Source organism: Mucilaginibacter sp. OK098 (assembly GCF_900142915.1).
In the GTDB taxonomy this organism is placed as follows: Bacteria; Bacteroidota; Bacteroidia; order Sphingobacteriales; family Sphingobacteriaceae; genus Mucilaginibacter.
In genome coordinates, this window is record NZ_FRCM01000003.1 from 697,390 (window position 1) to 717,556 (window position 20,167).

Consider the following 20,167-nt stretch of genomic DNA (forward strand, 5'->3'; position numbering starts at 1 on the left):
GCTTTTTGTTTGTTGGTCATTGGTCAGTTGTCATTAGTCATTGGGGGGTAAATGGAAGACTTTGATTCTTGACTTCAGATCATACAATTATCTAACAAAAATATAAATATGAATCACATATCATTTATTACAGGATATATAGGCTATAATTCAGCCTGGTTTTTGATGATCGTTATAGCAATAATAAGCTTTATTGTTCAATGGCGGTTCAAAAGCAAATTTAAACAATATGCAGAGATCCCGTTGTTATCCGGCTTATCGGGCCAGGAAGTGGCTGAAAAGATGCTGCGCGATAACGGCATTTATGATGTGCAGGTAATATCTGTTGAAGGGCAGCTTACCGACCATTATAACCCCGAAACCAAAACCGTTAATTTAAGCCCGGATGTATTTTACAGCCGCAGCGTGGCCTCTGCAGCTGTAGCGGCTCATGAATGTGGGCATGCCGTTCAGCATGCCAGGGCTTACAGCTGGCTGAGCCTGCGTACGGCCATGGTCCCGGTTATTAATATAGCATCAGCCCTAACCCAATGGACCTTGTTTATTGGCGTTATCCTGTTGTTTTTTGTCCATAGCCCATATGTGCTGGCTATTGGTGTTGTGGCGCTGGCAGTTGTTACTACTTTTAGTTTTGTAACACTCCCGGTTGAGTTTGATGCCAGCAACAGGGCGCTGGCATGGCTTAATAATAATTACACCGTTATGCAAACCAGCGAAGAGCATGAACAGGCAAAAGACGCCTTATGGTGGGCCGCCATGACCTATGTTGTTGCTGCGTTAAGCGCATTGGCTACCCTGCTTTATTACGCTTCGCTTTTGTTTAACAGGCGGAACTAAGCTCAACTTTTAAAGAATGCTTTTTAATGGATCCTCATTTGATAAATCAAATGGGGATTTTTTTATAACGTTATATACCTTATGCCATCCGAAACATAATTACCAGCTGATTGTCTATAACTTATTAGCATATCCCAATGAAAAAAATAGTTATAATATTCATCCTGACAGGTGTAATGGGTATTTGCATGCCCGCGATAGCAAATAATATCAAGTTCCAAAGCACTAAAACCATTCAACATACAGATACTGTTAAACGCAAGATTATTAAGAAACGGAGAAAAATTGCAAGCCGGCATGTTTCAGCCGCGCGCAGCCAGCGGATGCAAATACAATTGAGGCAGGCAAAAAAGCATTTAAAGGAGGACAAAAAAGCTGACAGCGCCCAAAACGCGGTCAAAAAAGAGCTGCACCCTTAAAAAGTAATCAGAAACAGCGGAAGTGTTGAACTGCCCTGTCCATTATAATTTACCATTTATTATAAAAAGCTCCGCCATGTATTTTAGGCGGAGCTTTTTTATTGGCATACCTAAATACTCAACATTAGGATAGCATTAGAATTTGCTTTTCAAGGCTTTTAGGCTAAACTATTCTTATTTCAAATTGTCATACAACCGTTACAAATAAACAATAGCATGAAAACAATCGGAAAAATATTGACCCCCTTATGTATAATCTTTTTGTTGACAATGACAAAAACGTATGCACAGATCAGCGTAGGTGTATCCATAAGGATAGCCCCGCCGGCATTACCTGTTTATGTTCAACCCGCATGCCCCATTGATGGCTATTTATGGCAACCTGGCTACTGGGCCTATGATGATAACGATGGATATTACTGGGTACCAGGTGTATGGGTATCGCCCCCCCGCCCAGGTTACTTGTGGACCCCGGCTTATTGGGGCTATGAAGGCGGCGTTTATGGATTTCACTCAGGATACTGGGGAGAACATGTAGGTTTCTATGGCGGTATAAATTACGGTTTTGGATATGGTGGCGTTGGTTTTGGAGGCGGAGCATGGTCTGGAGGAGCATTCAGGTATAACACTGCCGTTGTAAACGTAAATACAACTGTTGTTCACAATACTTATATTGACCGTACTGTAATTGTAAATAACACAACTATAAATAACCGTACAAGCTTTAATGGCCCTGGTGGGGTTGCAGCACAACCCAGGCCCGAAGAACGGGCGGCTATGAATGAACAGCACATTCAACCTACTTCCCAACAGCTATCACATCAGCAAACTGCAAGCAAGGATAAAAATCAGTATGTTTCTGCAAATCATGGCCAGCCGGCAGCAACCGCCCTCAACAAAATAAATGGCCGGCCGTTTGATCAGCAAGGGCATACAGCCAGGGCCACATCGTTTGGCAATGCAAGGCAGAACGCTAACAACAAGCCGGAGGGCAACCTGCCAAATGCGGCCAACCCGGATAAAAATCAAAAAGCAGAAAACGGCAAACCGGAAGAACTAAAAAATAACGTTCAGTCAAATCCCCAGGCACAACAACATTTGCAAAACCAGCAAAGGGTGCAACAGCAACAACACCAGCAAAATCAGCAAAGAACGCAACAACAAAGGGTACAACAGCAAAGGGTGCCGCAACACCCAAGGCAACAGCCATCAAGGCCACATAATGCACCCAAGCCCGAAGAGCATCACAGGTAAAATACTTATCAAACAAAAACCCCGGCTGTTTATATGACCGGGGTTTTGTTTTTATTTATATTGAGCGACGGCCCCAAAGCCGAACTATGTAAGAACCCACATTTTATATTTCCCCCCACATTTGTAGTTGACAATCGGCCGGCCAAACATTATCTCTGCTGATTGCCGCATAATTAACTATAAATCAGCCAATAAAATCAGAACTTAAAGACTGCTTATGCTTAATTCCCGATTTTTTTAATTTATTTTTGTGGCCGTAATATTATTACTACAAAACTATTGATCCCTTATACCCTGATTAAATGAACAGACCGTGGTTTGTGGCCATCGTATTGGCAGTTAGCTTTTGTGCATGCAAAAAGGCTACATTTGATACAGACCCGCCGGTACAACACAATCAGCCTGCTATTCCTGTTACCATAATATTAGACCAAAACCTTCCGGGTTATACCATTCATCACCAGTTTGAGGGCCTTAGCTATGAAACTGCTCTTTTAACAGAAAGCCCGGGCTATCTTAATGAAAACAACACTGTACTTATTCAACTCATAAAAAACCTTGGGAAAGGGGTTTTACGCATTGGTGGTAACAGCAGTGATGAAATTGACTGGGGAGGTGATGACCCAGGTACCGATACCCTCAAAAGAAAACTTACAAAAGCCGATATTGACCGCCTGGCAGCATTTTCAAAAGCCATTAAATGGCCGGTTTTGTTTGGCCTTAACCTGGCAAACAATAATGCCGCACAAGCCGTTGACGAGGCTCATTACGTTCACAATGCGCTTCAAAATAATCTATATGCCCTGCAGTCAGGTAATGAGCCGGATGTTTTTTGTTTTGGCCCCCGTCCGCGCACTTATAAATACCAGGATTATCAGCGTGAGTGGAATAAGTATTATACGGTAATAAAACGCATGGTGCCCGGCGCAAATTTTGCGGGCCCGGATATTGACCCCTTTAACACCCAGTGGTTCAGCGAATTTACCAGGGACGAGCATCAGAAGGTTAACCTGCTTGATTCGCACTATTATAACTACGGCCCGGCATCTGATCCTGCAATAAATATAAATAACGTTTTAAGGCCAAATAAAAACATGGGTGAGTTTTTGCGGGGAATGGATAAGATTGCTTCGGCGCATAACCTGCCCTTCCGCATATCAGAAGCCAACAGCATTTGGGGCCGAGGCAAACCCGGGGTGAGCAATACTTTTGCATCCGCCTTGTGGGCGCTTGATTTTATGTGGAGCGTTGCTGAAAATAATGGACAAGGCGTCAATTTTCATGGCGGGGGCATCCGCTTTGTTTATACGCCAATTAATATAGATAACGGCATTACTACAGCTCGCCCGGTGTATTATGCTATGCTGGCTTTTAAATACGGAGCAATAGGCGGCAAGATAATCCCGGCCCGGATTGTTGGCCGCGATGAAAGCAATAATTATAGTGTGCATGCCTGTGTTAATGCAGATAATTCCACCTCGTTAACTTTAATAAATAAGGAGATCGGGAAGGATTTTTCATTTACCGTTCAACTAAGTAAAACGGCATCGATTATAAAAATAGCAAGGCTTAACGCACCTTCAATTACCGCATTAAACGGAGTTACTTTTGCCGGAAGCACAGTAAATACCGACGGGGTTTTTACCCCAGCTATTACCGAACAATATCGCACCGATCAAAAAAGCCTGGTAGTAACTGTTCCGGCGGGAAGTGCGGCAGTGGTGGTGATTAAGTAAAGTTAGAGGTTAGTTAATTAGAGATTAGGGGGAAGCCAATGGATTACCACCCCTTCTTCTAATCTCTAATTAACTAATCTCCAATCGCTAACCCCTACCTGTGTTTCGCTCCCATTACAAAAGTGATCTCGCCGCCGTTCATAATATCGGCATGGGTTAAAAACAAGCTGTTATGCGGCTGGCCGTTAAGGGTTATCTTTTGGATATAAACGTTTTTGTCACTTTGGTTTTTTACATTGATGGTGAAGGTTTTGCCATCGCCTACCTGGATCACCGCATGGCTTACTGCCGGGCTGCCTATGGCATACTGATCTGTAGCTGGAGCAACCGGGTAAAAGCCCAGGGAGCTAAAAATATACCAGGCGCTCATTTGGCCCGTATCATCATTACCACCCAAACCATCTGGGGTTGGCTTGTACATTTTAGGCAATATCATCCGGATCTTCTCCTGTGTTTTCCAGGGTTTGTCGGTCCAGTCGTACAAATAAGCTACATGGTGCGATGGCTCGTTGCCGTGCACGTAGTTGCCAATTATCCCGTCTTTGGTAATATCTTCTGTTTCGGCAAAGTATTTATCCGGCAGGTTGTAGCTGAAAAGGCTATCTACATACGTTACAAAACGCTTATTGCCGCCCATCATTTTTATCAGCCCTTCCGGGTCCTGCGGAACATACAGTGTGTAGTTCCAGGCATTGCCTTCAATAAAGCCCTGGTTAATGGTGGTAAACGGGTCAAAGTTTTTGCGAAAGGTTCCGTCAGTTAACTTAGGATGCATAAAACCGCTTTTAGGGTCGTACACATTTTTCCAGTTTTGTGAGCGCTTGTTAAAGTCCTCGTAAATGTCCATCCGGTTTAGCTTTTTAGCTATTTGGGCAATACAAAAATCGTCATAAGCATATTCCTGGGTTGATGATACCGAGTTACCGTTCTTTTCATCAGGAATATAGCCCATATCCATATAATAGCCAATCCCCTCATAATCGCGGTGGCGGGCGGTTGCTACACAGGCATCCAGCGCTTTATTAGCATCAAAAGGGGCATTGCCCTTAACCACAGCATCAGCAATAACAGATACGCTGTGATAGCCGCTCATGCACCAGTTCTCGTTGGCGCTATTGCTCCATATGGGCAGCATATGCTCCGGGCTCTGGTCAAAGTGGGCCATCATGGATTGAACCATATCCGAGTTTCTTTTTGGGTCGATGATGTTAAACAGCGGGTGCAGGGCACGGTGCGTATCCCAAAGGCTGAAAGTAGTGTAGTTGGTAAACCCTTCCGCTTTGTGAATGTTCTGGTCAAGGCCTTTGTACTGCCCATCCACATCCATGTAAATGGTTGGGTTTATCATAGCATGATACATTGAGGTGTAAAAGTCTTCCTTTTCGTCCTTGCTGCCGTCAATCACAATTTTATGCAGCTCGGCTTCCCATTGTGCCTGGCCATCGGCCTTCACTTTATCAAAATCCCAACCCGGAATCTCGACCTTCATGTTGTTCAATGCGCCATCAATGCTTACCGGCGACAAGGCAAATTTTATTTTGATCTTTTCGCCTTCTTCTGTTTTAAAATCGAAGTACGTTTTTAACTGACGGCCAGCCAAATCAGGGAAGTTTTTCACCCTTGCAAACTTGCCCCAAAAGCCGCCGTACACTTCGCGTTTATCAAATTTTTTATACCCCATCTGGATAAATGGCTTATTAAACGTCATAGCAAAATACAGCGTGCGGGTACGAGCCCAGCCATTGGTTTGGCGGTAACCAACTACGGTGCTATCATTCACCATGCGCAAATAGGTCCACACGTTTTTATCCGGGTAGTTATAAATGCCCGCCATCAGATCGAGAATAATGTGCGCATTATCTGATTTCGGGAAAGTATACTGGTGAAAGCCAACGCGGGTGCTGGTGGTCATTTCAGCAATAATGCCGCTGGCATCAAGCTTTACTTTGTAGTAATTTGCCGCGCTCACCTCGTTATCATGCGAGAAAGCAGAACGGTAGCCGCTGCCGGGCTTATCTGCTGTACCCGGATTTAGTTGCACTTTACCAACGGTTGGCATAATCAAAAAGTCGCCAAGGTCACTATGCCCTGTACCGCTAAAGTGGGTATGACTAAAGCCAACAATGGTTTTATCATCGTACTGATAGCCGGCGCAATACTTATATACATCCGGGTTGTATTTTCCATTAAGCTCATAGCCCGCGGTATCTGTTTCGGGGCTAAGCTGCACCATACCAAATGGCACCGTAGCGCCCGGGTAAACATGCCCCATCCGTTGTGTGCCTATTATAGGCTTAACGTATTGAATTAAATTGTCGTTGGTTTTTGTTTGAGCCGACACGATTACGGTTGCGCAGCTAAAGAGAGCGGTCAGTATTTTCTTCATTTGTTGAGATCAGTAGTTAACGCCCAAATATAGTATTAACCACTGATTTTTTTAATTGAAGGATTGCGTTGATTCTGTAACAATTGTAACATCTGATTTTTTTCTGATTTATGTTTTTTAAGTCAAAAAAGCAATTGAAATTAATCCCGGTGATCCTTAAATCCAGTAAATCAAAGTTCAAAATCATACCTTTGCGGCCTTAAAGCATCCGGAAAGCAGATGAATGAGGAAATAAAGAAACTACAGCAAGCGATTGAGCCATTAAGGCAGCAGATAATTAACCATAAAGTTTACGGCTTAATAACCAGTATTGAAGACCTCGGCATTTTTATGAACCATCATATTTATGCCGTTTGGGATTTCATGTCGCTGCTGAAGGCTTTGCAGCAAAATTTAACCTGTACGGCAGTGCCCTGGTTTCCGGTTGGTTCGGCAAATACGAGGTATTTAATTAACGAGATTGTAACCGGAGAAGAATCCGACGTGGATAGCGAAGGCAATCGTAAAAGCCATTATGAAATGTATTTGGATGCCATGCAGCAATGCGGTGCTGAACCAACGGCTTTTCTTGATTTTATTGCTGCGCTTAAAAACTCCGGCGATGTTAGCGCCGCCTTTAGTACTTTAGATGTGCCGGTAACTGTACGAAACTTTGTTGAGCATACTTTCGAAGTAATAAACAGTGGAAAATCGTATTTACAAGCAGCTGTTTTTACCTTCGGCAGGGAAGATCTTATCCCTAACATGTTCCTTTCCATAGTTAATGATCTTAACAGTAAGTTTCCCGGACAGGTCTCTCAATTTAAATATTATCTCGACCGCCATATAGAGGTAGACGGTGATCACCACAGTTACCTTGCATTGGAGATGACTGCAGAGCTGTGCGGTAATGATCCTCAAAAATGGGAAGAAATAACAGCAGCAGCTATCATCGCCCTGCAAAAGCGGATAGGCTTATGGGATGGTGTTTATGAAGAGATTTTGAGCAGCAGGGTAATGGCATAGTCGGGGTGAGTCAACCCGCCATGCATTTGCGTTAATATCGCGCGCACATTTACCCACCCGGTCATTGCTTCACTCGACCTCCCTCCCTTCGCTGCGCGTAAGGAGGGAAGAAGATTCTTTGGCTTAATAATATTATCCATAGCTATTTATACGGCAGGAAATTTTCATCTGCCTACTTTTCTTTCCGGGAAACATTTTACGGTTCCGGGCGTTTGTATCGCATAATAAATAGTTTAGTTTTGGATAAATATTTTTAGATGCAGCGCCCCAATCTTAAAAACATACACATTAATCCTAAATATATCCGCATAGCGGCAATTGTATTAGCTTCCCTGTTTGTTTTGCTTTTGATAGGTGGCTACATTGCCTATTCAAAACGCGAAACCCTGCTTCAAAAGGCTATCGCCAAAGCAAAGGCGACTGCCCGCAGCACTTATAATTTAGACCTGGAAATAGGCTCGGCGCATTTTACAGGGCTCAGCACAGTGGCATTTACAAATATTACAGTCGTGCCAGACCATCGCGACAGCTTATTAAGCATCAAAGAGTTCCGGGTAAGCATTAAGTTGTTTCCGCTGATATTTGGCACTGTTAAACTGGCCGATGTAGAATTACAACAGGGCCATTTAAACCTAACCGACATAAAGCATGTAAAAAACTTCGATTTTCTTTTTAAAAAGAAAAGAGATTCTACCATAAAAACAAAGGTTGATCTTGCCGAGCTATCTCATAACCTGATCAACCAGTTGCTTTACAAGATCCCGGATAACCTGAAGCTGAATAACTTTTTGGTATCGTTTAAAAACGACAGCAATAGTTTTACGGCGCTGGCACAATCGGCAATAATAAAAGACGGACAGCTAACCTCAACCATCAACATAAATAATGGCCTGGCGCTTTGGCATTTTGACGGACGGATGCACCCGTCAGACAAAGACATTGATGTTAAGCTTTATGCCGATGGTAAAAAAGTGGAGATCCCATTTATTGAAAAGCGTTTCCATTTAAAAGTAACATTTGATACGGTAAGCACCCGTTTAAGCAAGGTTGAGCATAGCGATGGAGAGACCCGCATTTATGGTTATTGGGGAGTAAGCAACCTGCTTATTAATCAGCCCGGGCTTTCAGGCAACGATATAGTTATCCCAAACGGGGGTATAGACGCCAACTTATTTGTGGGCCAAAATTATTTATCGCTGGATAGCTCATCAACCATTCATCTGAAAAAAATAACGGCACATCCTTATATAAAATACACGCTTAACCCGGTTAAAATTTACGAGCTAAAGCTTAATACCGGCTGGCTTAATGCCCAGGATATTTTCGATTCATTCCCAACGGGGATGTTTGAATCGCTGGATGGAATTAAGGTTGCCGGCAAGCTCAATTATAAACTCAATTTCTTTTTAAATAATGCGAGTCCGGATGACGTTCAGTTTGATTCGCGCCTGGATAAGGATGGGTTTAACATTATAAAATATGGCAAAACCGATCTGACCAAATTAAACAAGGTTTTTGTTTATACGCCTTACGAAAAGGGGAAACCAATGGGGCCGCACATAATCGGGCCCGAAAACTCTTATTACACCCCATTAGAAGACATTTCGCCCAACCTGCGCAATGCGGTAATGACAGCCGAAGATCCTTCTTTTTATAGTAATCATGGCTTTGTTGAGGAATCGATCCGTAAATCGCTGGCTACCGATTTCAAGGATAAAAAGTTTAAGCGGGGTGGCAGCACTATATCTATGCAACTGGTTAAAAACACTTTTTTAAGCCGCGAAAAAACGCTTTCACGTAAAATTGAAGAGATCCTGATCGTTTGGATGATTGAGAACAACCGGATAATGAGCAAAAACCGGATGCTGGAGGTTTATTTTAATATTATTGAATGGGGTCGTAATATTTACGGAATTGGCGAAGCATCAAGGTATTATTTTGGTAAATCGCCGGCAGAGCTCACCATCGGCGAAAGTATTTATTTGGCAAGCATTGTGCCACATCCTAAAACCGGCTTATATTCATTTATGCCCGATGGCACGCTAAGGCCGGGACTATCGGGCTATTTTAACCTGATAGGAAACCTGATGGCCGGGCACGGAAAGGCACAAAGGGATAGCAGCAACTATGGTTTTTATGACGTGCGTTTGCGGGAAGGCCTGCGGCGTGAGGTAGCCCCGGTTAGTACTACTGTAGCCGATAGCCTGATGAAGCAAAATGATGACGATGCTGCTGTTCCATTGGTTCCCGTTGAGCCGGAAGTAAAGAAGCCAACATTTTTTCAGCGATTATTTGGCAAAAAGGATACCACAGCCAAAAAGGAAGAAATAAAGAAGGTTGATGCAAAAGAAAAGCTAAAGGCGGATATTGAAAAGCTGAAAGACGAAGAAAAACGAAAAGAGGCATTAATTGATACCGCCGGAAAAACCAGGAAAGACATTCGCCAGGAAAAGAGAAGGCTGCGAAACGAGGAAAAGGACGCTGAGAAAGTTTTGAAGGAACTGGTTAAGGAGTAGTTTTCAGTTGGCAGTTAGTTAATGGTTTATAGGCACTTGCCTTGGTTAGTTCGCCTTTTCTTTACTGCAAACTGAAAACCGGCAACTGCAAACTATTCTTAAGATCAACCACCTGATGATTTCCTGATAAACAGCTTCGACTTCAACACATGTTCTTTTTTGCTGACGGGTTGCCCTTTACTTTCAAGTTCATCAAACAACAAGGTGGCTGCCTTAATACCCATTTCATAGGCGGGCTGGGTAATGGTTGAAAGCGGGGGGCATAGTAATGGCGCAATACCCAGACTGGAGAAGCTGATAACTTTCAAGTCGCGGGGGATATTGATGTTCATATCATTGCACACGTAATAGGTGGCGAAGGCCAAGCGTTCAACAGAGCTAAAAATGCCATCGGGTTTAATCTCTTCCAGTACCTTTTTAAGTATGGTGTAGTTTATCTTTTCGTCATTACTGCAATCAATTATCAGCTCATCATTAAATGGAATATTGTGCTTTTGTAAAGCATCAACATAACCCTGCATCCGCACTTTACCAATTGAAATACTTTTGTTTACAACTAAATAAGCTATTTTTTTACACCCGGTTTTAAGCAAATGCTCGGTGGCGTCAAAGCTGCTGTCATAGTCATTAGTGGTAACCTTTGCCGCTTCAATATCTTCGTAAACACGGTCGAAAAACACTACCGGGATGTTTTTTTGTTCAAGCTTGCGTAAATAATTATGGTCATTAGCCTCGCCGGATACCGACATGATGATACCGTCAACTTTGCCATTATTGAGATAATTTACGAATGAAACTTCCTTTTCAAAAACATCATCGGTACGGTAAAGCAAAATATAAAAACCCTTTTTGCGGGCAATTTCTTCAATCCCATTTATAGCCTGAGAAAAGAAATCGTTGGTTATTTCAGGAATAATTACGGCAAGGGTACGGCTCTTTTTATCGCGCAAGTTACTTGCGTAGTGATTTGGCAAAAAATTATGCTCGCGGGCATACGCTAAAATTTTCTCTTTAGTGTCCTTATTAATATCGGAATTGCCATTAAATGCCCTTGAAATAGTAGAAGTTGAGATATTTAATTCTTTAGCAAGGATCTTGATATTAATATTATCCATTTTTCGGGCCGGCTGTTTTTGTGGTTACCAAATGTAGTAAAAGTGGTTTATTACGATACCAAATCAATTTATTATTGTGTAAATATAGTCAGCGCATTGTTAAAACATCAAAATCAGGCAGTTATATCTTCTAATTTTTACATGTGGCATATCATTTGCGCTATATATAATACCTGCAATATTAAGCAGAAATACTATGGCAAAGAAAATATTGATAGTTGACAATAATTTGTTAATGATTGAGGTTATGACTTACATATTGATCAACAATGGCTATGAAGTATTTGCCATATCCAGCGGCAGTGAAGTCTTCGATCGTATTAAAACAGCGCATCCCGACCTTATTATTTTAGATGCCACACTACCGGGGATAAATGGAAAAGAGATCTGCCAGTTAATCAAGCTAAATAAAACCACGCAAAATCTGCCCGTTATCATATGTTCGGGCGATGAATCAATCAATGAGTCGTTAAAACAGAAAGGTGCGCCGGATGATGTATTGCAGAAACCCTTTGATATTAATTGTTTGATAGAGAAAGTGGAGTACCAACTGGCCGCATGAATATAGGAAGCATTGGCTCTTTTGCCCTCTGGTTTTTTAATCGTAATTTCTAACCAGCGTTTTATCCATTCATTGCGTAATTGATTAAAAGAGATTTATATAGGTCGCTTTTTAATCATCATCCAATGGCAGTATTTGTAAACCAATTAAAAAAATATTTTTCGTTCGACTGGGTTTTCTCAGAAAGTGATTACACAGAAAAAAGAGAAAGCGTTCCCTGCAGCTTATTTTTAGAAAACCGTGAAAACTATACCGGCTTTTATATTGATATAGGCACCCTTCACCCTTACCCATTTTTACGAAATATTAAGTTGACCCTGCTGGTACTATTACGCAGCAAAGTGATGAAACGCTGGGTAATAATGAAATTATTTTTATAAAAAGAAAGTAATGGCTTTTAGGCGGATGAATGCAACACATATTACCCAATTGAAAAACGCAGAAATGCCCCACCTCCCTTTCGCGTATGCTGCGGTGGGTACGCCTCTTTAATTATCTGAACAACTCCATTAAAATTTCATTACGCTATTTCGGTTTATTTCACATTTTCATTCCAGCCATACTGTTATCACTCCCATTTTTAAATATGGCTTCACTATTCAATAAATAAGCACCATTAGTAACCACAATATCCCCGGCATTTAACCCTGAAATAACGGGCACGTAGCTTTGATTACCATTTCCGGATTTTATTACCCGGGATGAAAAACTACCGTCTGAATTCTTTACCCATACTTTGCTGCCATTGCCATCTGTCAAAATTGCTGTTGCAGGCACGGCTAAAGAACGGCTTGAGCCACCTGCAATCGAAATATAGGCCAGCATTCCGGGCCGGATCAGTCCTTGCGGATTGGAGATACTGATCCTTACCAAATCCACTTTGGAGGCCTTTGATAATTCAGGATTTATAAATTCAATTTTACCATTAATTACCTGGCCGCTCAAATCGGGGAAAGAAACGCTTACCCGGGCATTTTCCTTATAGTTATTTGTTTCACTGGCATACAGTTGGGCTTCTACCCATAAATCACTTAATGTTTGTGTTTTCAGGATAGACATCCCCTCAGTTACATAGTCCCCTTCATGAACCGCTATCTCACTAACGGTCCCGCTAACTTTACTTAATACAGTAGTAGTAGCAGATACTTTTCCGGAAGCTGCTATGTTCCTGATCTGCGCCGGCGACAGGCCCCAAAGCTGCAGCTTGTTTTCGGCAGCACTAATCAGTTGCTGATAATCCACATCCGGGTTATGCAACATTTTTTGCTGTTGCTTGGCCAGCAGGTATTCTTTTTCCGCTTCTTGCAGGTCTTCACTGTAAATGGAATAAACCGGCTGGCCAACCGATATTTTCTCGCCGGTAGTTCTCACGAATAATTGCTGTACCCGGCCAGCTAATCTTGCACTCAGTTCTTCCGCTTTATTTTCGTCTGTAGTTACTGTTCCTGTTAATGTTTTTTCGCTCCCTACGTTTTCTTCCCGTATCGTGTCAGTTTGGATCCCTGCCAGTTGAATTTGTGTGGCTGTTAACCTGATCTTGGTCAGATCCATATTATTCCCGGTCACTTCCACTTTGATCAGCTTCATGCCGCAGATGGGGCAGTTGCCCGGATGATCTTCATGGATCTGCGGGTGCATGGAGCAAGTATAATAGGCTTTGTTTGATGCCTTAGCAACTGTAGTTTTTGGTTTTTGGGTGCAGGCTACAAAAAGCACCGCTGTCAATACCATAAAGGCTAAAAACGCGATTGTGCTTAATCTTAAAAAATGTTTCTTATTCATGGCTTTGCGTTTTAATAAAGCTTTCGCTGTCTGTTAAATATTGGGCATTGGACGCCAGGCTATCGGTTGCGGATAAGCCTTTTGTGATTTGCGTTTCGTTACCATTAGTTGCGCCTGTTGTTACCTGGTGGGCCTTGTATGACGCACCGTTTTTTAGCCAGACGACTTGTGTTCGCCCTAAATCAACCAGGGCAGATCGGGGTATCCATAAACCATTTGTGCTGCCGGTTTGTATAGTAGCTTTTACAATGCTGTTTACTTTCAAACCGTGATCCATATTGTCCAAATAAACCCGAATGCTGGTTGTTTTATCACCATCCTGCAAAACAGGCTCGATAAAATTAACCTTTCCGGTGATGCTCTTACCCGGCAAGTCAGGCAACGTAATGGTAACCTGCTGGTTTAATTTCAAAGCAGCAACAGCTGAGCGGTCAATTTTCAGGATAGCCCAAAGCTTGTGCGGATTGACCACATTAAATAAATTCTGCCCTTTTTCTACATACATTCCCTCTCTGACAGATAGCGGCAAATTGTTTGCAAAATCTGATGGCGTCTCTGTTGATGCAGCACCTGCCATCTGGCTATGCGCCACATCGTGTACATGGCCCGCATAGGGGCTGTAAATCGGCAAGCTATAAAAGGCTTTCCCGGTTTTAACAACCTGGTTAACCTGTTCATAGTTCATACCCAGCAGCAATAATTTTTGTCTTGCAGCATCTATTAATCCTGTTTCCTGTGCTGAGTTTTTTGTTAAATAAATTAAATCCTGCTGAGCAGTTACTAAATCAGGGCTATATATATCAAAGATGCGCTGGCCCCGGTGGATTTCCTGGAAGGCATATTTGACGTACAACTTTTCAATGCGGCCCGAAAAGCGGGAAGCGATGTTGTTAAATGTCCGTGTATCGAAGTCAAGGTAACCCTGTGCTGAGATTGTTGCCGGGATTTCCTTTTGTTCGGGTGTAATAGCAGCTACGGCTGATAAAACAGCTGTATTAACCGGTTGTAAAACCGTATTGAGGCTGATGCCCGAGCCCTCACTGGCCTGGCCGGATTTTTTTACCAGCGTCATTCCGCAAATCGGGCAGCTGCCGGGATGGTCTTCCATGATCTGCGGGTGCATCGGGCAGGTGTATTTTACATCAGTTTTAACCTGCGCTTTAGCCGGTTCTTTTTTTTGATCAGAACAGGCAGCGAACAACAACGTGCCTAACAGCAGGCTAATCGTTATGATTTTAATATTTTTCATTTGTTCTGATTGTTTAGTGGTAGTGCCGCAGTTTCATTTTCCCTTTCATAAGCTACCTGTAAGGTTAAAAATTCCTGTAAACGTTCTAAGGCGTTCATTCTCGCTGTTTGCAGATCCTTAATGACGAGTAATACAGATGGCAGGTCGCCGGTATTCTGATCGTAGGCCAGCAACGCCGTTTTATAACCATTCTGCAAGGCAGGAATAATATTTTGCTGATAGTTTTTTAACTGTCTTTTTTTGCTCCCCATTTCCGACCTGAAACCAGCCAGTTGTCCTTCGGCCTGGTTGAGTACATCCATTTTTTTCTGTTGTAATTCTTCTACTTCGTAACGGATCCCCTTCAGGTTAGCTTTATATTCTTTAGAAGCCCAGGGAACAATGGGTATGGTGACGGAAGCCATTAAGATATATTGGTTAGCATAACCGCCATAGCTGATCATGTGTGCTGCCTGGATGCCGAAATCGGGCTTGCGTTTGCTGTATTCCATTTGCGCATTTAACCGCTGCAATTCAATATTCCGGTTAATCCCTTTAATATCACTTCGTGCATTTGCAAGTGCTGCGGTATCGGTTAGCTCACTTTCATATTCTCTTAATACAATAATGGTATCCACTATAAAGGCGGTTTGCTTATCCCTGTTCATCAGCGTATTGAGCGCGATGTTTTTTTGGCTGATCTCATTGTTTAATTGCTCACGGGTATTGTCCAGTTCGAACAGATCTGCTTTAGCTTTGTAAATATTGGTCAACTTCTCCTTTCCATAAGTCAGCCTGATGTTCGCATCTTTGAGCATATATTCCAGCAGGCTTTGTGTGTTCTGCAATAAGATGAGTTTTTTCTCCAATACTACCCGTTCATAGTAATACTGTTTCGCCTGCGCGATCAGTTGATTTTTCAGATAATTCTTGTCCTCTGCTGTTACTTTAGACAGCCCTTTCATATAATCTTCTTTTGCCCGCAACTTTGCCGGGTTAGTGAACATCTGTTCGGCCTGGATCATGAATGAACCTCCATTAGGGCTAAACTGATATGGCACCTGGTACTGGCCTGCGCTAACCTTCGGTGCATCCAAACTTTTTGCACCGGTTGCATAGGCATCCTGTGCGCTGATCTTTGAATCATAAGCCTGCAATGCCGGATTGGCGGCAACTCGAACCAAAACACTGTCTAATGGCAAACGCTGAACCTGTGCTTTTGCTGACACTACAGCGAAGCAGGCGAGCAGCGTAACTATAATTTGATATTTCGTTTTCATGTTTTTACTCCTTTACATCTAATACATCCAGCTTGCCGTATTTCTTCAATTCGTACTCCTTAACCATCAAAAAAATGAGGGGAGTAACCAGTAAAATATGCGAGGAAGACGTTAAAACCCCGCCGATCATCGGCAATACAATAGGCAGCATCACATCACTGCCTGTCCCGGTTGCCCAAAGTACCGGTACCAAACCAAACAGAGCAACGCAAACGGTCATCAGTTTGGGGCGCAGGCGTTTTACTGCACCGTTCATTACATAGGTGCGCAGGTCTTCGCGGGTAATCATTTCTTTGGAATTACCCTTTAAGGTAACCAATTGCTGCATGGCATCATTCAGGTAGATGACCATCACAATACCCGTTTCTACCGCTATCCCAAACAGGGCGATAAAGCCCACTGCTACCGCAACAGATAAATGCACGCCAAAGAAATACACCATGTAAGCGCCACCGATCAATGCAAACGGAATACTGATCAGGCTAAAAAATGCTTCGCGGATTGAATGAAAGGCAAAATACAAACAGGCAAAAATGATGAGCACTACAATAGGCAGTATCAGCTTTAAGGTATGCTCTGCACGGATCAAATTTTCATATTGGCCACTCCATTCTACATAATAACCTTTCGGAAGCGTTTTCACCATGCTGTTTAGCCTGTCCTGCGCCTCCTTTACCGTACTGCCCAAATCACGGTCACGTACATTGAACAATACCGTTCCTCTTAATAGCGCATTTTCAGACTGGATCATAGCCGGGCCATCGCTGATCTTAATATCAGCAACGGATGATAAGGGAATTGGCCCGTTATTAGTTGTTTGTACCAATGTGCGTTTGATTGCATCCAGGTTGTTGCGGTAATCCTGCGCCAACCGCGCGTTTACGCTGAACCGCTGCCTGCCCTCAACCGTGGTGGTCAGGTTCATGCCGCCCAGGGCGCTTTCTACTACTTCGTTCACATCATCCACACTCAGGCCATATCTGCCGATAGCCTCTTTATTTACCTGGATATCTAAATATTTACCTCCGGTGATGGGGTCAACATATAAGTCCTTTATCCCGTTAACTCCCTGCAAAGCCTGTTTCATTTGGTTGGATAAGGCATAGATCGTATCGAGGTTCTGTCCGTAAACTTTTAGTCCCACGTCAGTTCGGATACCTGTTGAAAGCATATTGATGCGGTTAATGATTGGCTGTGTCCAGCCGTTAACCACGCCCGGTATTTGCAGCTTTGCATTCAGCTCATTGATAATATCTTCCTTTTTAATGCCCTTGCGCCATTCGCTTTTGGGTTTTAAAAGGATGATGGTTTCCGTCATACTGATCGGTGAATTATCGGTTGCGGTATTCGCCCGCCCGGCTTTTCCTAATACATTGGCCACTTCCGGTACGCTTTTAATGATCTTATCCTGTACCTGTAAAAGCTGCTTAGCTTCTGAGTTGGACACATCAGGCTGGGTAACCGGCATAAACAGGATCGTCCCCTCATCCAAAGGCGGCATAAACTCGCTACCCAAACTTAAAAGCAGCGGTATGCTGATCACTAAAGCAAGGATATTAATACCAAGCGTTGTTTTACGCCAGGTCATACACCAGTTCAACAAGGGGTGATATACTTTTTCTAAAACCCTGTTCAAGGGGTTGTGATCATCGGTCCTCAATTTTCCTTTCAGGAAAAAGGAGATCAGCACCGGCGCTAATGTTACCGCAAGGATAGCATCTATAGCGAGAATAAACGATTTCGTCCAGGCCAGCGGACCGAACAATTTGCCTTCCTGTCCTTCTAATAAGAATACAGGCAGGAATGAGGCTATAATAATCAGCGTGGAAAAAAACACTCCACGCCCAACCTGCTTGCAGGAAGCTTCTATAATTTTAATTCTTTCTGCTGTGGTCATGATCTTTCTTTTTGTTGTGCGATGGATAAATTCCTATGCGAGTTTTCAACCATTACAATGCCGTTATCTACTATCACGCCTATTGCTAAGGCAATTCCGGTTAATGACATAATATTTGAGCTGATACCAAAAGCATTGAGCAGAATAAAGCTTGCAGCAATGGTGATCGGGATCTGAATGATAATGCTCAAAGCACTTCGCCAGCTGAACAGGAACAGGATCACGATGATAGATACGGTTATCATTTCCTCTATCAATGTATGTTTAACCGAACCAATAGCATTTTCAATCAGTTCACTGCGGTCATACGCAATCTTGAATTTTACGCCCGACGGCAATCCTTTTTGAATATCGGCCATTTTATCTTTTACCGCGTGGATCACCTTATCCGCATTTTCACCGTAGCGCATCACCACGATACCACCGACCGCTTCGCCGTTTCCATTCTGGTCAAATATGCCCAGGCGTTCGTCGCCGCCCATCTGCACTGTTGCCACATCTTTTATCTTTACCGGGATGGTATTGATCGCACCAACCGGGATGTTTTCTACATCGGCCAATGTCTTGATATAACCCAGGCCTCTAACGATATAGCCGGTGCCGTTCATTTCGAACTTGCGGCCGCCTACATCGTTGTTATTGCTTTTAACGGCTTTGAGTACCTGCGACAGCGGTATGTTATAGTAATTGAGCTTATGCGGATCTATAGTTACCTGGTATTGCTTTTCAAAGCCGCCGAACGAAGCTACTTCACTAACACCCGATACGGTTTGCAGTCCTAGCTTCACATACCAGTCTTGTAACGCGCGTTGTTCACCAAGATCCATTCCTTTGGCGTCCAGCGTGTACCATAAAATATGGCCGACGCCTGTGCCATCTGGCCCGAGCGTCGGGGTGATCCCTTGCGGTAACAGGCGCTGAGCATAATTTAACCTTTCCAGCACCCGGCTCCGGGCCCAGTACACATCGGCCTTATCGTCAAAAACAATATAAACAAAGCTCATCCCGAACATGGATGTTGCACGGATAGCCTTTACTTTTGGGATGCCCTGAAGGTTGCTCACCAGCGGATATGTAACCTGGTCTTCCATAACCTGTGGACTGCGACCCTGCCATTCGGTAAATACGATCACCTGGTTCTCCGAGAGATCGGGTATGGCATCAATGGGATTTTCCTTAACCGCATAGGCCCCCCATCCAAAAAGGGCGACCGCGATCAGTAAAACGATATACCTGTTTTTTAAAGACAGGGAAATAAGTTGATTAATCATCGTAATGGGGTTTAATAATCCCGTCCGCCAGTTGGAGACAGACGGGATTAAATCATTTTACATTTTCATTTTAGCTGAATCTGTTTTCTTTTTAGCCGGTTCTTTTTTTACCAGGGTCATACCGCATTTGGGGCATTTGCCGGGTTTATCGCTTAACACCTCCGGATGCATCGGGCAGGTATATTGCACTTTTGCAGGTTTAACCTTTTTGGTTGTGTCAGCTACTGCGGCATTGGTGTGGGCAGCAAAAACAGTTGCGGCGGAGAACAGGATGGCAATTGCCATTAACATTACTTTTTTCATGCGTTTTAATTATATGATTTGATGATTAATTGCACTTTTATAATTAGGCGCGGTCAGCTTTTGATAGGTAATAGTTGACCCTAAATTCGTGATGTATCCTGTCAAAAGAAAGCAGGTCGCTATCGGTACTGAAATAGGTATCCAGAACGGTAAAAGCCTCCCCTTCCCTGTAGATCTTTTTAAGGTTTTCCAGGGTAAACAGGTACACTTTATCAGAGCCTTTTACACTAAAATAATGTGTAATAACCGGCTTGAAAAGATTAAGCTTATCACCGGGACGCTGACGCTCATAGATAATGATTGGGCCACTTTCCAGGATTTTATACTCGGAAAGATGAGGATGTTTAACTGCAAGGAGCGAATCGTGAGTTGAAGTAGTATTTTTAGCATTAAAGCTACCGGCTTGCACCAATGACCTTGAAAAAAGCAGGGCAAGCAAAACGATTGAAAATTTGAACGTTTTCATTTTAAAAAAGATTAAAATATGTTGATGCTGAATCATTCAGCAATAAATGGATTAAGAAAAAAATTTAATAAGTGGAGTGGTCTAATTCGCCGTTGATGGCAATTAAACAA

General features: G+C 43.0%; 17 protein-coding genes. 8 read left to right on the forward strand and 9 right to left on the reverse strand.

Annotation, left to right across the window (positions count from 1 at the left end):
• The first annotated feature begins 108 nt into the window (after positions 1–108).
• From BUE31_RS13220 to BUE31_RS13235, 4 genes are all read left to right on the forward strand, one after another.
• Positions 109–837 carry a zinc metallopeptidase gene (locus BUE31_RS13220; protein WP_073404139.1) on the forward strand — a complete coding sequence of 243 codons (729 nt, stop codon included), beginning with the start codon at positions 109–111 and terminating at the stop codon, positions 835–837.
• Between the two features lie 137 nt (positions 838–974).
• The gene (locus BUE31_RS13225; protein WP_073404141.1) at positions 975–1,256 is read left to right on the forward strand and encodes a hypothetical protein; all 282 of its coding nucleotides are present in this window, start codon (positions 975–977) and stop codon (positions 1,254–1,256) included.
• A gap of 270 nt (positions 1,257–1,526) precedes the next feature.
• Entirely contained in the window at positions 1,527–2,510 is a 984-nt protein-coding gene (locus BUE31_RS13230) for a YXWGXW repeat-containing protein (protein WP_073404143.1), read from the forward strand.
• Positions 2,511–2,812: 302 nt separating this feature from the next.
• Positions 2,813–4,246, forward strand: coding sequence for a glycosyl hydrolase family protein (locus tag BUE31_RS13235; protein WP_073404145.1), 1,434 nt, complete (start codon positions 2,813–2,815; stop codon positions 4,244–4,246).
• Positions 4,247–4,340: 94 nt separating this feature from the next.
• Here BUE31_RS13235 and BUE31_RS13240 read toward each other — a convergent pair whose 3' ends face one another.
• The gene (locus tag BUE31_RS13240; RefSeq protein WP_073404147.1) at positions 4,341–6,632 is read right to left on the reverse strand and encodes a GH92 family glycosyl hydrolase; all 2,292 of its coding nucleotides are present in this window, start codon (positions 6,630–6,632) and stop codon (positions 4,341–4,343) included.
• Positions 6,633–6,851: 219 nt separating this feature from the next.
• On the opposite strand from BUE31_RS13240, the gene BUE31_RS13245 reads away from it, so the two are divergent.
• Complete coding sequence (locus tag BUE31_RS13245; protein WP_073404149.1) at positions 6,852–7,637, forward strand: DUF3050 domain-containing protein; 786 nt, start codon at positions 6,852–6,854, stop codon at positions 7,635–7,637.
• Between the two features lie 257 nt (positions 7,638–7,894).
• Positions 7,895–10,153, forward strand: coding sequence for a biosynthetic peptidoglycan transglycosylase (locus BUE31_RS13250; protein ID WP_073404150.1), 2,259 nt, complete (start codon positions 7,895–7,897; stop codon positions 10,151–10,153).
• Between the two features lie 104 nt (positions 10,154–10,257).
• Here BUE31_RS13250 and BUE31_RS13255 read toward each other — a convergent pair whose 3' ends face one another.
• Positions 10,258–11,268, reverse strand: a complete 1,011-nt coding sequence (locus tag BUE31_RS13255) for a LacI family DNA-binding transcriptional regulator (protein ID WP_073404152.1) — start codon at positions 11,266–11,268, stop codon at positions 10,258–10,260.
• A 196-nt stretch (positions 11,269–11,464) separates the two neighbouring features.
• Between BUE31_RS13255 and BUE31_RS13260 the strand changes: the two genes are divergently transcribed.
• Together BUE31_RS13260 and BUE31_RS13265 are read left to right on the forward strand one after the other, a co-directional pair.
• Positions 11,465–11,830: a response regulator gene (locus BUE31_RS13260; protein WP_073404154.1), complete on the forward strand. Its 366-nt coding sequence runs from the start codon at positions 11,465–11,467 to the stop codon at positions 11,828–11,830.
• A 125-nt stretch (positions 11,831–11,955) separates the two neighbouring features.
• A complete protein-coding gene (locus BUE31_RS13265) occupies positions 11,956–12,210 on the forward strand; it encodes a hypothetical protein (protein ID WP_073404156.1) in 255 nt (84 codons plus the stop codon).
• A gap of 160 nt (positions 12,211–12,370) precedes the next feature.
• Here the strand turns inward: BUE31_RS13265 and BUE31_RS13270 are convergent, their stop codons facing one another.
• The 7 genes from BUE31_RS13270 to BUE31_RS13300 are packed head-to-tail and all read right to left on the reverse strand — an operon-like array spanning position 12,371 to position 20,057.
• Positions 12,371–13,612, reverse strand: a complete 1,242-nt coding sequence (locus tag BUE31_RS13270; RefSeq protein ID WP_073404158.1) for an efflux RND transporter periplasmic adaptor subunit — start codon at positions 13,610–13,612, stop codon at positions 12,371–12,373.
• Positions 13,605–14,861: a heavy metal-binding domain-containing protein gene (locus BUE31_RS13275; protein ID WP_083619826.1), complete on the reverse strand. Its 1,257-nt coding sequence runs from the start codon at positions 14,859–14,861 to the stop codon at positions 13,605–13,607. The genes BUE31_RS13270 and BUE31_RS13275 overlap by 8 nt, the downstream gene beginning before the upstream one ends.
• Positions 14,858–16,120: a TolC family protein gene (locus BUE31_RS13280; protein ID WP_073404160.1), complete on the reverse strand. Its 1,263-nt coding sequence runs from the start codon at positions 16,118–16,120 to the stop codon at positions 14,858–14,860. Before BUE31_RS13280 ends, BUE31_RS13275 begins: the two co-directional genes overlap by 4 nt.
• Before the next feature lie 4 nt (positions 16,121–16,124).
• Entirely contained in the window at positions 16,125–18,017 is a 1,893-nt protein-coding gene (locus BUE31_RS13285; RefSeq protein WP_073404162.1) for an efflux RND transporter permease subunit, read from the reverse strand.
• Positions 18,014–19,288 carry an efflux RND transporter permease subunit gene (locus BUE31_RS13290; RefSeq protein WP_073404164.1) on the reverse strand — a complete coding sequence of 425 codons (1,275 nt, stop codon included), beginning with the start codon at positions 19,286–19,288 and terminating at the stop codon, positions 18,014–18,016. The genes BUE31_RS13285 and BUE31_RS13290 overlap by 4 nt, the downstream gene beginning before the upstream one ends.
• A 57-nt stretch (positions 19,289–19,345) precedes the next feature.
• Positions 19,346–19,591, reverse strand: coding sequence for a heavy metal-binding domain-containing protein (locus tag BUE31_RS13295; RefSeq protein WP_073404166.1), 246 nt, complete (start codon positions 19,589–19,591; stop codon positions 19,346–19,348).
• Positions 19,592–19,634: 43 nt separating this feature from the next.
• A complete protein-coding gene (locus BUE31_RS13300) occupies positions 19,635–20,057 on the reverse strand; it encodes a hypothetical protein (protein WP_143167110.1) in 423 nt (140 codons plus the stop codon).
• Between the last annotated feature and the right edge of the window lie 110 nt (positions 20,058–20,167).

Excerpts from the sequence above, each read along its gene's own strand:
- BUE31_RS13220 (WP_073404139.1), top strand. The coding sequence starts at position 109 with ATGAATCACATATCATTTATTACAGGATATATAGGCTATAATTCAGCC.
- BUE31_RS13225 (WP_073404141.1), top strand. The coding sequence starts at position 975 with ATGAAAAAAATAGTTATAATATTCATCCTGACAGGTGTAATGGGTATT.
- BUE31_RS13230 (WP_073404143.1), top strand. The coding sequence starts at position 1,527 with ATGACAAAAACGTATGCACAGATCAGCGTAGGTGTATCCATAAGGATA.
- BUE31_RS13235 (WP_073404145.1), top strand. The coding sequence starts at position 2,813 with ATGAACAGACCGTGGTTTGTGGCCATCGTATTGGCAGTTAGCTTTTGT.
- BUE31_RS13240 (WP_073404147.1), bottom strand. The coding sequence starts at position 6,632 with ATGAAGAAAATACTGACCGCTCTCTTTAGCTGCGCAACCGTAATCGTG.
- BUE31_RS13245 (WP_073404149.1), top strand. The coding sequence starts at position 6,852 with ATGAATGAGGAAATAAAGAAACTACAGCAAGCGATTGAGCCATTAAGG.
- BUE31_RS13250 (WP_073404150.1), top strand. The coding sequence starts at position 7,895 with ATGCAGCGCCCCAATCTTAAAAACATACACATTAATCCTAAATATATC.
- BUE31_RS13255 (WP_073404152.1), bottom strand. The coding sequence starts at position 11,268 with ATGGATAATATTAATATCAAGATCCTTGCTAAAGAATTAAATATCTCA.
- BUE31_RS13260 (WP_073404154.1), top strand. The coding sequence starts at position 11,465 with ATGGCAAAGAAAATATTGATAGTTGACAATAATTTGTTAATGATTGAG.
- BUE31_RS13265 (WP_073404156.1), top strand. The coding sequence starts at position 11,956 with ATGGCAGTATTTGTAAACCAATTAAAAAAATATTTTTCGTTCGACTGG.
- BUE31_RS13270 (WP_073404158.1), bottom strand. The coding sequence starts at position 13,612 with ATGAATAAGAAACATTTTTTAAGATTAAGCACAATCGCGTTTTTAGCC.
- BUE31_RS13275 (WP_083619826.1), bottom strand. The coding sequence starts at position 14,861 with ATGAAAAATATTAAAATCATAACGATTAGCCTGCTGTTAGGCACGTTG.
- BUE31_RS13280 (WP_073404160.1), bottom strand. The coding sequence starts at position 16,120 with ATGAAAACGAAATATCAAATTATAGTTACGCTGCTCGCCTGCTTCGCT.
- BUE31_RS13285 (WP_073404162.1), bottom strand. The coding sequence starts at position 18,017 with ATGACCACAGCAGAAAGAATTAAAATTATAGAAGCTTCCTGCAAGCAG.
- BUE31_RS13290 (WP_073404164.1), bottom strand. The coding sequence starts at position 19,288 with ATGATTAATCAACTTATTTCCCTGTCTTTAAAAAACAGGTATATCGTT.
- BUE31_RS13295 (WP_073404166.1), bottom strand. The coding sequence starts at position 19,591 with ATGAAAAAAGTAATGTTAATGGCAATTGCCATCCTGTTCTCCGCCGCA.
- BUE31_RS13300 (WP_143167110.1), bottom strand. The coding sequence starts at position 20,057 with ATGAAAACGTTCAAATTTTCAATCGTTTTGCTTGCCCTGCTTTTTTCA.